The organism is Acidicapsa borealis (genome assembly GCF_059115245.1).
The window spans coordinates 5,188,444-5,202,845 of record NZ_JCACNY010000001.1 but is presented as its reverse complement, the minus strand read 5'-3'; the positions used below and the strand labels follow the sequence as shown (position 1 = coordinate 5,202,845).

Below are 14,402 nucleotides of genomic sequence, written 5' to 3'. Positions count from 1 at the left end.
TCTTGCGGTATCGAAGTAAATCCATTTACCGGTGACTTGAATGCCGGAATTGCAGTAGAAGAACGAACAACATCGGAATTTTGACAGGGAATAAAACTCACCGGCGCCCAGATACGGACGGGATCTTCCGGGGGGACAAGTCCAAGGCTGTTCTTCTCAAAAAGCGCTTCCAAAAGGCTTCGCAAAACGACCGGATACGTACGCGTTCTTTCCTTTACGGCTTTATCCCAGATGTACGGTCGAAGCGAAAAGAAGAAGCACAGCAGGGAACTAGGAAGAACTTGAAAAGGAAGGTCACATGAGACTCGCGAGATTCAAATTTCTCATCGTGCCGCTGTTTTTAGTGTTTGTATGCGTCGCAGCCATGGCGCAGCAAAACTCTGAAATCGTCGGCACTGTCACGGACCAGACCGGAGCAGCAGTCCCAGGAGCAAAACTGGTACTGACGCAGCAGGACACTGGCTTCGTTTACAACAGCTTGAGCAATGCCACAGGCGGCTACGTATTCCCCGCGCTGAACATCGGAACCTACACACTGAAAGTCAGCGCAAAAGGCTTCCAGACATCGACCACCAATGGCCTGGTGCTGAACGTCTCCCAGACCCTGGGCGCGGACGTGAAACTGAGCGTCGGTGCCGAGTCGCAGGAAGTTACCGTTACCGCCGATGCTCTTCAGGTCCAGGCAGACTCAAACACCGTCAGCACCCTGATCAGCGGTGACCAGGTCACCGAACTCGCCACCGAGAATCGCAACTTCGCAGCCCTCGCGGCGCTGGGTCTCGGCGTCAGCTCCAACCTTCCCGACAGCAACACTCCGACCTCGGTCGCAGCCAGCTTCTCGATCAGCGTCAACGGCCTTCGCCAGAGCCACAACATCTGGCTCATCGATGGCGGTGAAGCCGACGACCGCGGCGGCGCCGGCGGCATGGACGTCATGCCTTCGCAGGACGCCATCGCGCAGTTTGAAGTGCTGGCCAGCAACTATCCGCCCGACTACGGTATCTCCTCCGGCGCGACCATGAGCCTTGCGCTCAAGAGCGGCGGCCAGAAGTACCACGGCGAATTGTTTGAGTTCTTCCGCAATGATGCTCTCGATGCCAATTACTACTTCAACAAGCACAACGGCCAGAATTCCCCGGTAGCCAAACTCCGTCAGAACATCTTCGGCGGCAACCTCGGCGGACCGCTCTTCATCCCTCACGTCTACCCTCGCGGTAAGACCTTCTTCTTCTACAACCAGGAGTTCCGCCGCATCATCCAGGGCAGCGCTCCCAACGTCCAAAACACCATTCCTGACGCGGATCGTCCAGTTGCGGGAACCGATTTGCTCTATCAGATCCCCAAGTGGGCACCCGGCCAGCAGATCGTGGTCCCGACGGTTACCCAAGTCCCGGATCCAGCTTTTGCCGCGAAACTCGCAGCGGCCGGGCTCAGCGGATACCGCGGAATGCCCTTCCCCACCGACGAAGGCAGCGGGCTGCAGAAGATCCCTCACTCCTTGTTCGACGGCAACGGCGTCGCCTACCTCGCGTCGCCTTTGATTCCAAAGGTCTCGCAGCAGTCATCCGACCAGAACGTCTCGTCGATCACCAACCCCATCACCGTCAGCGAAGAGATCGTCCGCATCGATCACCAGGTGAATAGCAAGTGGCAGATTCTCGGTCACTACATTCACGACAGCGTGACCCAGGGCTATCCCCTCGCCGACCTCGGCTGGAACTGGGAATCGTACAACACCATCGCCAGCACCCTGAGCAACCCGTCCAACAGCGCGGCAGTCAAGGCCACAGCGAATCTCTCGCCCAACATGCTGGTGGAAGCCTCGTTCAACTACGATGGCAACATCATCAACATCACCAACGCCAAGACTTCCCTTGCATCTCCTGCCTTCACCACGGCGAACTTCTTCACCAACTCCGGTTCTGCCCAGTATCCGGGCGTCTCCGTTTGCGGAACAGGTATCTGCATCGGGGAACAGACCGGCTACGGTGACTGGCACAATGCCGCCGAGGACTATTCACCGAAGGTGGATATCTCTTACACCAAGGGCAAGCACGCCATGAAGTTCGGCTTCAGCTTCAACCGCTACACCAAGAACCAGCAGTTGCAGGCGGATGCCGCGGGCGATTACAGCTTCGGCGCCAACCAGACGGGTAACGGCAACGGCGGAACCTCCGGCGATCCATGGATGAGCATGGTCATCGGTCTCTCCGGCGGCTACTCACAGCCCCAGTCAATGTCCATCCGCCACTACGTCAACAACACGACGTCGGCCTATGTGAACGACAACTGGAAAGTCACCCCGCAGTTGAATCTCCAACTCGGCCTTCGCTATGACGCCCTGCCGCACGCATGGGAGCGCAACAACGCCTTGGCGAACTTCGATCCGGCGCAGTACATTCCAACGGCGCCAATCTGGAACCCCGACAACTCCATCAACGCAAGCAGCGTGGGCGTCAGCACTCCGACAGGCTTCGTTGCTCCCTACTACCTCAACGGCATGGTCTTCCCCGGACAGCAGGGCATTCCGGTCGGCCTCGTTGTCAACGATTACGCCACTCTCCAGCCACGCGTAGGCTTCTCTTATGACCTCACAGGAGCCGGCAAGACCGTGCTTCGCGGTGGTCTCGGTACCTTCTACGAGCGGTTGCAGGGGAACGATATCTACGGCGTTGCCAACAGCAACTTGCCCTTTGAATACACGCCCAGCGTCAGCAACGTGTATTACAGCAACCCGCATTGCTCGTGGTCTTCGCAAGCCGACACCAGCAATCCGGATAACTGCCTCAGCGTTACCAACCTGCCCATCCTGCCTGCGAACTTGACCACTCTTGCCCGCACCTACAAGGCCCCTGCCGTCGCGCAGTTCAGCCTTGGAGTGCAGCACGAACTCAAGCCCTCGGTGATCTGGGTGGTTCAGTACGTGGGCAACCTCGCCTGGCACCAGAACATCGTTCGTCCGCTCAACAACTTCCCCATCACCACGCCCAATGTCATCCGCCAGCGTTCCGTCGGATACAACGGACAGAGCCTGAGCAACCCCGGTCTGGGCAATGCCTATCGCACCTACGCAGGATACGGATCGATCAGCCAGGAAGAGAACACGACCAACGGAAACTACAACGGCTTCCAGACCGGTCTTCGTGTTCAGAACAAGTGGGGCCTCAGTGGCGAGCTCGACTACACCTGGTCTCACGAGATCGACGTGTCTCCCAACAGCACCGATCTCCAAACCGTCAGCAATCCCTGGAACCTGAAGTACGACAAGGGCGGTGGCGCTTTCGATCGCCGTCACATCCTCCAGGGCAACTACATCTATAAGCTGCCTATCTTCAATCACTCAACCGGGCTCCTGCGCACCGTCGCCGGTGGCTGGACTCTTGCTGGAACGGTAATCTGGGAAACCGGTGTACCCTTCGGCGCATCCTTCGGCGGCGTACCTGATCCTATCGGCCTTGGCGGCAACTACACCAATCGCGCCAATGTTGTCGGCAAGATCAAGTACCACCACAAGGCGGATAACTGGTTCAGCACACCCGCCACCGATGGCACTAGCGATCCTCTGGCAGCTCCTACACCAGGCTGGCTCGGCGGTCCTAACCTCGGCTTCGGCAACGGCCGTCGCGATACCTTCGTCGGCCCCAACCGCACCAACTTCAACACCTCGCTCTACAAGTCGTTTGCTCTCGGCGAACGGGCTCACTTCGAGTTCCGCGCTGAGACCTTCAACACCTTCAACCACACGCAATTCAACAGCATCGACACCAACAACAACGATGGAGGCAAGTACGGTAAAGCAACCGCCACTTGGGATCCTCGTGTGATGGAGCTCGGCGCCAAGTTCGTGTTCTAACTCCAACGCAACTCCCGGGCGCTGCACGGATCACTCCGCGCAGCGCCCTTTTTTTATTTCCTCACGATCGCCAAGTGCGCACTTACCGGAGGTTTGTGGCTGGTTCCATGCGCCGAGTAAACTTGTTCCGGGACAAAAGGGAGTCAGCTGTGAAGGGTCTGTCGATTGCGTGTTTCACCGTGCTGCTCGCAGCCAGCCTCTGCCCGGCACAGCAAGGCACTCCTTCAAAAGGCGCAACCAATCCAGTACAGTCAGCGCTCGCCTACGAACAGCAAGGTAAGTTCGCGGAAGCCCAGTCAGCCTGGGAAGTCGTAGTCAAAGTCCAGCCGCGCAACGCCCAGGCATTCGCTCACCTCGGTCTTTTGGAAGCCCGTCAGGAGCAGTATCCTCAAGCCATCACGCACTACCGCAAAGCCCAATCCCTCGTCAGAGCCGAAGGCAAACCCATCCCGCAGCTCAACCTCAACCTCGGCCTCGCGCTCTTCAAATCGGGGCAATTCGCCGAAGCCGGCACCCTCTTCCAAACCGAGCTGAAATCCCACCCGAACGATCTCCGCCTCAAGACGCTCATCGCCATGTCCCACTACGGCACCCGCGATTACGCCGCCGCCATTCCCTACCTGAAAGAGGCCGCCGCCGCCGATCAGCGCAACTTGCCCCTGCGCCTGACCCTCGCCCACTGCTACCTCTGGACCAAGCAGCTGGACGCCACCCTCGCAGTCTACAAAGAGATCCTCCTCATTGACCCCGACTCCGCCGAAGCCGACATGATCGCCGGCGAAGCTCTCGACGAAAAAGGCGACAACGCCGGCGCTGTCGACCAGTTTCGCGCGGCAGCCAAGGCCAATCCTAAAGAGCCCAACGTTCACTTCGGCCTTGCCTACCTGCTCTGGGCCCAGAAGCGTTACGACGAAGCCATCCCCGAGTTCCAGGCCGAACTGGCCAATGATCCTCGCAATAGCCAGGCCCGCATCTATCTCGGCGACACCTACATGCAGCAGAACCAGTTCGATCTCGCGCGTCCGGCTCTTGAACAGGCTGTCAAAGAATTGCCGGCAGTCCCGCTCATCCACCTCGATCTCGGCATCGTTTACATGGAGACCGGCGACCGGGAATCTGCCGCGCGAGAGCTGACGAAGACCATCACCCTCGAACCCGACAACGTCACCGCTCACTTCCGCTTGGCCAAGCTCTATCAATCTCTCGGCAAACGCGACGAAGCCAAGGCGGAATTCGCCAAGGCCAGCACCCTCAACAAGAAAACGGACGAGGGCCTGCACAAGCGCATCGCCGACGCCAATGCCCGTCCCGAGCCGGCGTCAAGCCCTGACGCCAAACCACCGGCGCCTAATCAGCCCTGAAGTTACAACTGGTCCGTCTGCGTCTTGTGCCGGCGCAGATACCAGCAAGGCATCTCGCCGCCCTGCGGAAAAAGGGCCCGCGCACACGCCAGCGGTGCAGAACCCTGATAGTCGAATTCCGTCTTGTTCCCCTTCAGCGGCACCGCCAGCATCCGGTCGACCATCACAGCGTCCTGCGGCTTCCCGCGACCAACGTACACGCCGTAGTCCCCGCCATACGTAAGCGCAGCGGCGACAACCACCCCAATCATCAGCCGCTCCGCCCAGCGCCCGATCAGCCGCTTCAAATCTGAGCCTGTAGCTTGCCCGCTCATTGCGCTCCACCACCCAACTTCAGGGATACGGTATCCGGATCTTTCAGCGCCACCCCCGTCAGACCTTTACTTCGCGCCTCACGGATGTAGTGCAGCAACCGAACCGCAGCGTCGGCATAACTCAACCCCTCGGTTCGAATATTCGAAATGCAATTCCGTTCCGCATCGGTAGTCGTCCCTAGCTGCGGCTTCCAGGTAATGTAAGCCCCCAGCGAGTCCGGCGAACTCAGCCCCGGCCGCTCGCCAATCAGCACAATCACCATCTCAGCCCGCAGCGCCGCACCAATCTCGTCGCCAACCGCCACCCGACCCTGCTCCACAACCGAAACAGGCGCCAGCCGCAACCCGGGCGTTTCCCGCGAAAGCAACGGCAACAGCTCCGCCAGCAGCGCCTCGGCATGCCGCTCCACTGCCAGCGCGGAAAGCCCATCCGCAACCACCACCGCGAGGTCGTACGGCCCTGCATTCATCTCCGCCAGTCTCCCGGCACTCGTCTGCATAAGCCGTCGACCGAGATCAGGCCGCTGCAGATAGGTCGCTCGGTCGGTCGCCGCCGAATGCAACAGCAGAACCTCCCCGCCCGTCACCGCCTGCAAGCCCGGCAACAGTGCACTTGCCTGTAGCGGAGCATGCACAGCGTCGCGCGCTCGTCCATGCGCCAGCTGAAAATCCAGCACCTCCACCGTAGCCACGCTGCTGCCCGCCCGGCGCAACCCAACCCGCGCCGGAGTCAGCCCGCGAAGCTTAAGCCTCAACGGCGCAGATAACTCACCCAACGCTGGAGCATCATTTGTAGTCAGGGAATCCTCAGGAGCCGTCATACCGGCAGCAGCCTCTCCGGCACTGCCCCTACCATCTCCTCCAGCACCGAGCCAGATCCCAGTGCCTCCATCCGAAGCCGCTCAAACCCGGACCCTTGCAGCCATGCCTCAAACTCCGGCGCATGCCGCAGACCCAGCACCTTCCGCACGTAGAGCGCATCGTGGAAGCTCGTGCTCTGGTAATTCAGCATCACATCATCCGCCCCCGGCACACCCATAATGTAGTGGATCCCCGCCGCGCCCAGCAGTGTCAGCAGCGCATCCATATCGTCCTGGTCCGCCTCAGCGTGATTGGTGTAGCAGATATCACACCCCATCGGCAGCCCCAGAAGCTTCCCGCAGAAATGATCCTCAAGAGCAGCGCGAGTAATCTGCTTTCCGTCATACAGATACTCCGGCCCAATAAAGCCCACAACAGTATTCACCAGCATCGGGCTGAACTGCCGCGCCACAGCGTAAGCCCGCGCCTCCACCGTCTGCTGATCCACACCATGATGCGCATTCGCCGATAGAGCCGACCCCTGCCCCGTCTCGAAATACATCACGTTCCGCCCAACGCTTCCATCCGCGCAAACCCCACCGCGCCCCAGCGCCTGTGCCGTCTCATGCCCCTCCTGCAACAGCGCGAGGCTGATCCCAAAGCTGGCATTCGCGGCCTCAGTCCCGGCTATCGACTGGAAAAGCAGATCGAGCGGCGCGCCCTGCTCCATCGCCTTCATCTGCGTCGTAATGTGGGCCAGCACGCAGTTCTGCGTGGGAATCGAAAATCGCTCCCGCACCGCGTCAATCATGCGCAGCAGTCGCGTCACTGTCCCCGGACTGTCGCTCACCGGATTGATCCCGATCACCGCATCGCCCGACCCCAGCAGTAGCCCATCCAGCATCGACGCCGCAATTCCCGTCGCGTCGTCCGTCGGATGGTTCGGCTGCAACCGAGTCGACATCCGCCCCGGCAAACCCAGAGTCGTGCGAAACCGCGCAATCACCCGCACCTTGCGCGCCACCAGAATCAGATCCTGCACCCGCATCAGCTTGCTCACAGCGGCAACCATCTCCGGCGTCAGCCCTGGAGAAAGCGCCGTCAGCCGCTCACTCGTCGCGTCCTCTGACAAGAGCCAGTCGCGAAATTCGCCCACAGTCAAAGAAGCTACCGGCGCAAACGCCGCTGCGTCGTGCGAGTCCACAATCAGCCGCGTGACTTCATCGGTCTCGTAGGGAATCAAAAGTTCTTCAAGAAAATGCCTAAGCGGCAGATCGGCCAACGCATATTGCGCCGCCACCCGCTCCTCAGAAGAACCAGCAACCAGCCCTGCCAGCGCATCCCCGCTGCGAAACGGCGTAGCCTTGGCCATCAGCTCCGCCAGGCTGCCAAACCCATGCCGAACCCCACCCAATGTGTGCCCATAATCCATGAGTCCTAGCTTAGGACATTTTCCCCGCGTGAACTCAACAAACGCAGTTGCGTGTTCTTAAGTGCGAAAAGCGTACAAGAGAGAGAACGACAAATCTTCCCATTGCTCTTGCCTTTTGGTTTGTCATTCCTGAAGGGAATCTGCTGTTCGCCTTTGTTCTTATAGCCGCCGGCTCCGCTGTCCCGAAATGCAACTCAAGCAAGCAGAGAAAATAAATACCCCTCCCCCCCCATAATCCCATCCGCCATTTGTTCGCCTGGAATGCGAGCAGCATGAAGGATTTTGCATTGTCGTTACTTAGGGAAAGTAGTTCTTAAGACCGGCAGTTAAACCTTCTGCGACCGCTGCACATCGCGCACACCAGGCACGCGCCGCAACCCAAGCACCATACGATTTAGGTGCCGCAGATCCTCGGCGAAGACAACAAATTCGACGATAGCTTCGCCGTTCTCGCCGTCCCTTGTCTCGACGCCTTTGATATTCGTGTCGTCATTGGAGATCACCGCGGTAAGTTCCTTCAGCATTCCGGAGCGGTCATCGCAGAAGACAGTGATCTTCACCGGATACCGCTGCGCATGGCCGGAAAGTTCAGCCTCGGTCTTCGCCCAATCCACATCGATCCGGCGGTCAGTCTCGTATAGGAGGTTGGTAACGTTTGGACAGCTCTTGGCATGAACCGCAACGCCCTTGCCGCGCGTTACGTAGCCGATAATCTCTTCCCCGCGAATCGGGTTACAACAGCGCGCGCGATAGACCAGCAGATCGTTCTGCCCTTCAACCTGCAGCGAATCCGAGCCGGTCAGATGCAGCTTCTTCACAGCATCCGACATCGCAGATTCCGCTGTCTTCGGCTCAGCTCCCTCAGCCTCAGCAGCAGCGCCCGCGTTCGGCGAGGCAATCAACCCGGGAGCCAGCTTGTTCAGCACCTGCCGCGCCGAATGCTTGCCAAAGCCGATAGCGGCCATCAGGTCGGTCGCGGTAGCAAGTCCATAGTCGCCAGCCACGCGTGCCAGGTCGGCATCGTCCAGCCGCGCCATGGGTATCTTGAATTTGCGGGCATCGCGTTCCAGCAGCTTGCGGCCGACTTCAATCGCCCGCTGCCGCTGGTTCTCGTTGAGCCAGTGCTTGATCTTGTTGCGCGCTCTCGGGCTCTTGACGAAGGTGAGCCAGTCGCGGCTCGGCGTGTGCCCGTTTTGCGTCACGATCTCCACGATGTCGCCGTTGCGCAGCTTAGTCTTGAGCGGCACCATCCGCCCATTCACCTTAGCGCCAATGCAGGTATGGCCAACCTCGGTATGCACCGTGTAGGCGAAGTCCACCGGCGTACCTTCCGCCGGCACAACTACAACTTTGCCCTTGGGAGTGAAGGCGTAGACTTCGTCCGGGTAGAGGTCCATCTTCAGGCTGGAGAGGAACTCGTTCGGGTCGGTCATCTCCCGCTGCCAGTCGACCAGGCCGCGGACCCAGGCCAGCCGCTGCTCATCCTTGGCCGAGATCACTGATTCGCCAGCCTTGTACTTCCAGTGCGCCGCAATGCCTTCCTCGGCAACCTTATGCATCTCCTCGGTGCGGATCTGCACTTCAAACTGGTGTCCGCCATCACCCATCACGGTCGTGTGCAGCGACTGATAAAGATTGGCGCGGGGAATGGCGATGAAGTCCTTCACGCGCCCCGGAACAGGCCGCCAGAGGCTGTGGATCAAGCCCAGCACGCCGTAACAGTCTGCCTGACTCTGGGTGATGATGCGGATAGCCAGCAAATCAAAGACCTGGTCAACGGCTACCTGCGATTTGTGAAGCTTCTGGAAGATCGAGTAGAGGCGCTTGATGCGCCACTCGACGCGAGCCTGAATATTGTGTTCACGGAGTTGCTCGGTGATCGCGTCTTCGACCGTGGCGAGGAACTCTTCGCCCTCCAGACGGCGAGCTTCGACGGCATCGGCGACCTTCTTGTAGTTCACCGGGTCGGTGTAGCGGAAGGCCAGATCTTCAAGCTCACCGCGCACCTTGCCCATGCCGAGGCGGTGAGCGAGCGGAGCATAGATGTCCAGAGTTTCGCGGGCGATTGACTCCTGCCGGTCGGGCTTCAGGTGCTCCAGCGTGCGCATGTTGTGCAACCGGTCAGCCAGCTTGATCAGCACCACGCGCACGTCTGAAACCATCGCCAGCAGCATCTTGCGGACGTTCTCTGCCTGCCGCTCTTCACGATTGGCGAACTGGATCTTGTCGATCTTGGTGACGCCTTCGACGATGTGCGCCACCTGCTCGCCAAACGCCGTAGCAATCTCAGCGGTCGTCACCGGTGTGTCTTCGACTGCGTCATGCAACAGGCCGGCAGCGATGGCAGTGGAGTCCAGCTTCATCTCCGCCAGCACCTCCGCCACTTCCAGCGGATGGATGATGTAAGGCTCGCCCGAGGCACGCATCTGGCCGTCATGGTAGTGAACGCAGAATTCCCACGCCTTCTTGATGGGAGCAGTATCTTCGGTGGGGCGATGCATCTTGATCGTCTTCAGCAGGTGCTCGAAGCGTTTACCGATGGGACCGTCATTGACGCTGGATTTGACCGGCGCGGGAGCAGCTGCTGTATGGAGCGGAACTGGGAGAGTGGCAGGCGATTCCACCGCCGTTACCTGCTCAACGAAGCCTTCCTGCGGGAAGATTGGCTCGGAGCTGGCTGCCGAAGTACTGGTCGGATGGGTCGCCATGCTTCATTATAGGCTGGAAAAATTACATCGTCTCGCCAATTGACCGAGTGTTTGTCATTCGACAGAATGTGTCGCCGTCCGGCACACTGCGGAATCAAAGCCGAAAGCGCGTAATCTATAAGAAGAGAAAGTATAACGGTCGATTCGCTTTCGGGCTCTCCGAAGGTGCTCTCGCCGCAGGAGAGCACCATGCCAGGTCCCAAACGTCCCCAGAGTCCCTCGCCCAACAAGTACGCCCCGTCTAAGCCTTCGCAAAAGTCTGCATCCAAGCGATCTCCCTACGGTCCCAAGCCGGTCGAATCCCGGGCCACCGGATCGCGGGCGGCGGTCTCCAAGTCGGTGTCTCAGGCCATGCGTGACTCAGTACCACCTTCCCCGACCCCAGATTGGGAGCAGGCAAGACCACAGGCACGGTCGCAGAACAGATCGCAAGTCCGACCGCAAGCCAGGCCGGGCGCTGGCCAGGTTTCCGGTGTGAGGGCCGCTTCGAGCAGCGGGTCAAAAGCAGCGTCGAGTGCTTCAAAGCCCAGGCCGCAGAATGGTCCACAGGCTTTCGCTCGCTCCGATTCACGCCCCGCGGTTCCCTCGGGAACTCGCCCCTCCAGCCCCTTCCGCAAGCCCGCTACCGACGCTGTTGCGCCGCGTGGCAACTCCTTAGGCAATTTCCCGGCCAGCGCATCGGTGAAGCTTCCGGTTCCTTGTGCGATGGTGTCGCGTCGTGCCTCGGAGTCGCTGCGCAGCGGCCATCTCTGGGTCTATGCCACGGAGATCGAGCAGGTCGAGATTGGTAAAGGCGAAGCTCCCGGGCTGATTCCCGTGGTCGATAACCGCGGTATTCCGCTCGGCACCGCACTTTATAGTCCGGCGTCTCAGATCAGCCTGCGTCTTGTTTCCCGCGAGCTGATCGATGAGGAGAAATGGCTGGCATTGATGGCCACGCGCTTGCACACGGCCATTGCTCGCCGCAAAGGCCTGTTGGACGAGAACACGAGTGCCTGCCGCCTGGTCTTCTCAGAAGCCGACGATCTGCCCGGCATCATCATCGACAAATATGCCGGAGTGGTGATCGTGCAGCTTCTGGCCAAGGGCCTCGACAACGCCGAAACCCGCGCCTTCTGCGTTAGCGTTCTCCGCGATGAGTTCAAAGGAGAAGAGCTGACCATCTGGGAGCGCCCCGACCCACGCATCCGCGAGCTCGAAGGACTTTCCGCTCCCGTCACAACCCCGCTGTATGCCAGCGACCCTGCGGCTCCCGTAGCAAACACGCTCTTTCGCCTGAATGGCCTCAGCTTCCACTTCGACGCCAACTCCGGCCAGAAGACAGGAGCCTTCCTCGACCAGCGCCAGAACTACGCTGCCGCCGCCCGGTGGGCCAAATCGCGCGGCACGAAGAAGGCGCTCGATGTCTGCACCTATCAGGGCGGCTTCGCGCTGCATCTCGCTCAGGTCTGCGAAGAAGTAACCGGCATCGACGCTTCCCGCTCATCACTCGAAGTCGCCGAACGTAACCTTGAATTGAACCCCAGTGCGGCGGCGGTCGAATGGGTTGAGGCCGACGCGTTTGAGTTGCTGCGCGCCTGGTCAGACGAAGAAGAAGCGGCAGCCTGGGATCTGATCGTGCTCGATCCGCCAGCCTTTGCCAAGAGCAAACGCGCCGTCGAAGGCGCACTGCGCGGCTACAAGGAGCTGAACCTGCGCGCGTTGCGCATGCTCCGGCCGGGCGGTCTGCTGGTCACCTGCTCCTGCTCGCACCACGTCAGCTGGGCAGAGCTGGAAAGCGCTGTGGCTTCAGCGGCCGTTGATGCAAAGCGCCGCGTAACGCTGCTGGAACGCCGTGGAGCCGCGGAAGACCATCCGGTCCTGCTGAATCTGCCTGAAACCGAATACCTCAAATGCCTGATCTGCCAGGTGGACTGAGCCGGACAATCAGCTTTTGCGGTGAACAAATAGCCTATTCTCCGCAGAAATGCGTTATATAGGTTGTGCTTGCGGAGAATAAGGCGCATAATCGACGCATCCACGCGGAGATTGCGATGACCTACATCCACGAAAATCCGAAATGGCCCAGCTTTTCCTGGAATTACGACGCTTTCGCCGATCAGCTTGCTGCGGTCCGTCATCAGCAGGGGCGGCTGATGGGCAAGATGGAGGGTTTCGGCCTGCGGCACCGGCAGGAATCCTTGCTGAAGACGCTGACGCAGGACGTTGTTAAGACCAGTGAGATCGAGGGTGATCTGCTGGATGACGATCAGGTTCGCTCTTCGCTGGCGCAGCGGCTGGGCTTTGAGATTGCAGCCCTGAAGCCTGCGGACCGGCATGTCGATGGCGTCGTTGAGATGACGCTGGATGCCACGATGAACTATCAGGCTCCGCTTACGGCTGAGCGATTGTTTCTGTGGCATGGACTGCTGTTTCCCACGGGAGGGAGCGGGCTGCGCAGGATCAGAGTCGGCCAATGGCGCGATGACCGTTTGGGGCCAATGCAGGTTGTTTCCGGCGCATTGGGCAAGGAACGCGTTCACTACGAGGCTCCGGCGGCCGATCGGTTGGGTAGGGAAATCGCCAAGTTCCTAGACTGGTTTAATAGGCCGAACGATACAGACTGGGTCATGAAGGCGGCCATCGCTCATCTGTGGTTTGTCACAATCCACCCATTCGACGATGGCAACGGGCGCATTGCCCGGGCAATTGCTGATCTGGCGCTAGCTCGCTCGGAGCAGAGTTCGCAGCGCTTCTACAGCATGTCCGCGCAAATCCGTCTGGAACGGCGTGACTATTACAACATCCTTGAATTCACGCAGAAGGGATCGCTCGATATCACGGGCTGGCTGAGGTGGTTTCTTGGCTGCATGGGGAGGGCTATCGACGCTGCGCAGACAGCACTTGCCGGGGTGCTTAACCGGACTGCGTTCTGGGATTCGTTGCAGGAAATAGCCTTCAACGAACGACAGCGCAAGGTGCTTGGCCTGCTGCTGGACGACTTCAAAGGCAAGCTGACCACCTCAAAATGGGCTGCTTTGGCGAAGTGTTCGCAGGACACGGCGCTGCGCGACATTCTGGCTCTGGTCGAGCAGGGCATCCTGATCAAGCGCGCGGAGGGGGGCCGCAGCACCAGCTATGAACTGGCCACCGCATCTCAAGAGGCTCTGGTCAACTGATCGACTGACGGACTGGTAAGCTGGAGAACATGTCAGACTCTATCTCCAATGCCATGAACGATTGGCAGCCCGCACGTTTGCCCGGCCCGGTGACGCTCGAAGGCCGCTGGGTCACGCTTGAACCGCTCTCGGCCGAGCGGCATACACATGAGCTATGGGAAGCGGTACTCGGTCACGATGAAGTGTGGACTTGGCTGGGGGATGGACCGTATTCGCACGAGGAGGATCTCGCTACGGCTCTGGCGACCAAGGAAAAGGGAACTGCGGCGCTGTTCTTCGCAATTCGTCCGAAAGGCCTGGGCAAAGCCGTGGGCTACGCCAGCCTGATGCGAATCGATGCTCCAAATGGGGTGATCGAGGTAGGCAACGTGATGTTCTCGCCCAGCGTGCAGCGGACGCAGGCGGCGACCGAGACGATCTACCTGATGGCGCGGCACATCTTCGACGACCTGGGCTACCGGCGCTTCGAATGGAAGTGCAATGCTCTCAACCTGCCCTCAAAGCGCGCTGCCGAGCGGTTCGGATTCACCTACGAAGGCACCTTTCGCCAGCACATGATCGTCAAGGGGCAGAACCGCGACACGGCCTGGTACTCGATTCTCGATTCTGAGTGGCCGGCGAGAAGGAAAGTCTTCGAGGCGTGGCTTGCGGCGGAGAATTTTGATGAGGACGGCAAGCAGAAACGCACGTTTGGCAGCTTTGCTGAATGACGCGTCAGCGGACACAGTGAAGTTTCTCTACAGGACGCAGCAGGCGCGGCTATACAATCAGTCCG

General features: G+C 59.8%; 9 protein-coding genes. 5 read left to right on the top strand and 4 right to left on the bottom strand.

The window, feature by feature from the left end; all coding sequences use genetic code 11:
* Window positions 1-298: 298 nt before the first annotated feature.
* Window positions 299-3,853, top strand: coding sequence for a TonB-dependent receptor (locus tag AC5S27_RS21115; RefSeq protein ID WP_493936534.1), 3,555 nt, complete (start codon window positions 299-301; stop codon window positions 3,851-3,853).
* 149 nt (window positions 3,854-4,002) lie between these two features.
* Window positions 4,003-5,214 (top strand): tetratricopeptide repeat protein, encoded by a 1,212-nt coding sequence (locus AC5S27_RS21110; RefSeq protein ID WP_493936533.1) that lies wholly within the window; start codon window positions 4,003-4,005, stop codon window positions 5,212-5,214.
* 2 nt (window positions 5,215-5,216) lie between these two features.
* Here AC5S27_RS21110 and AC5S27_RS21105 read toward each other — a convergent pair whose 3' ends face one another.
* The 4 genes from AC5S27_RS21105 to AC5S27_RS21090 all read right to left on the bottom strand — a co-directional run bounded on the left by AC5S27_RS21105 (window position 5,217) and on the right by AC5S27_RS21090 (window position 10,469).
* Window positions 5,217-5,528 (bottom strand): hypothetical protein, encoded by a 312-nt coding sequence (locus tag AC5S27_RS21105; protein ID WP_493936532.1) that lies wholly within the window; start codon window positions 5,526-5,528, stop codon window positions 5,217-5,219.
* Window positions 5,525-6,349, bottom strand: coding sequence for an ethanolamine ammonia-lyase subunit EutC (gene eutC / locus AC5S27_RS21100; protein WP_493936531.1), 825 nt, complete (start codon window positions 6,347-6,349; stop codon window positions 5,525-5,527). The genes AC5S27_RS21105 and eutC overlap by 4 nt, the downstream gene beginning before the upstream one ends.
* Window positions 6,346-7,761 carry an ethanolamine ammonia-lyase subunit EutB gene (locus AC5S27_RS21095; RefSeq protein ID WP_493936530.1) on the bottom strand — a complete coding sequence of 472 codons (1,416 nt, stop codon included), beginning with the start codon at window positions 7,759-7,761 and terminating at the stop codon, window positions 6,346-6,348. The genes eutC and AC5S27_RS21095 overlap by 4 nt, the downstream gene beginning before the upstream one ends.
* Before the next feature lie 326 nt (window positions 7,762-8,087).
* Window positions 8,088-10,469 (bottom strand): RelA/SpoT family protein, encoded by a 2,382-nt coding sequence (locus AC5S27_RS21090; RefSeq protein ID WP_493936529.1) that lies wholly within the window; start codon window positions 10,467-10,469, stop codon window positions 8,088-8,090.
* A 189-nt stretch (window positions 10,470-10,658) separates the two neighbouring features.
* Here AC5S27_RS21090 and AC5S27_RS21085 point away from each other — a divergent pair, with 189 nt between their 5' ends.
* From AC5S27_RS21085 to AC5S27_RS21075, 3 genes are all read left to right on the top strand, one after another.
* Complete coding sequence (locus AC5S27_RS21085; RefSeq protein WP_493936528.1) at window positions 10,659-12,386, top strand: class I SAM-dependent rRNA methyltransferase; 1,728 nt, start codon at window positions 10,659-10,661, stop codon at window positions 12,384-12,386.
* 116 nt (window positions 12,387-12,502) lie between these two features.
* The gene (locus tag AC5S27_RS21080; protein WP_493936527.1) at window positions 12,503-13,627 is read left to right on the top strand and encodes a Fic family protein; all 1,125 of its coding nucleotides are present in this window, start codon (window positions 12,503-12,505) and stop codon (window positions 13,625-13,627) included.
* Between the two features lie 29 nt (window positions 13,628-13,656).
* Window positions 13,657-14,337, top strand: a complete 681-nt coding sequence (locus tag AC5S27_RS21075; protein WP_493936526.1) for a GNAT family N-acetyltransferase — start codon at window positions 13,657-13,659, stop codon at window positions 14,335-14,337.
* Window positions 14,338-14,402 lie beyond the last annotated feature (65 nt).

Excerpts from the sequence above, each read along its gene's own strand:
- AC5S27_RS21115 (WP_493936534.1), top strand. The coding sequence starts at position 299 with ATGAGACTCGCGAGATTCAAATTTCTCATCGTGCCGCTGTTTTTAGTG.
- AC5S27_RS21105 (WP_493936532.1), bottom strand. The coding sequence starts at position 5,528 with ATGAGCGGGCAAGCTACAGGCTCAGATTTGAAGCGGCTGATCGGGCGC.
- eutC (WP_493936531.1), bottom strand. The coding sequence starts at position 6,349 with ATGACGGCTCCTGAGGATTCCCTGACTACAAATGATGCTCCAGCGTTG.
- AC5S27_RS21095 (WP_493936530.1), bottom strand. The coding sequence starts at position 7,761 with ATGGATTATGGGCACACATTGGGTGGGGTTCGGCATGGGTTTGGCAGC.
- AC5S27_RS21090 (WP_493936529.1), bottom strand. The coding sequence starts at position 10,469 with ATGGCGACCCATCCGACCAGTACTTCGGCAGCCAGCTCCGAGCCAATC.
- AC5S27_RS21085 (WP_493936528.1), top strand. The coding sequence starts at position 10,659 with ATGCCAGGTCCCAAACGTCCCCAGAGTCCCTCGCCCAACAAGTACGCC.
- AC5S27_RS21080 (WP_493936527.1), top strand. The coding sequence starts at position 12,503 with ATGACCTACATCCACGAAAATCCGAAATGGCCCAGCTTTTCCTGGAAT.
- AC5S27_RS21075 (WP_493936526.1), top strand. The coding sequence starts at position 13,657 with ATGTCAGACTCTATCTCCAATGCCATGAACGATTGGCAGCCCGCACGT.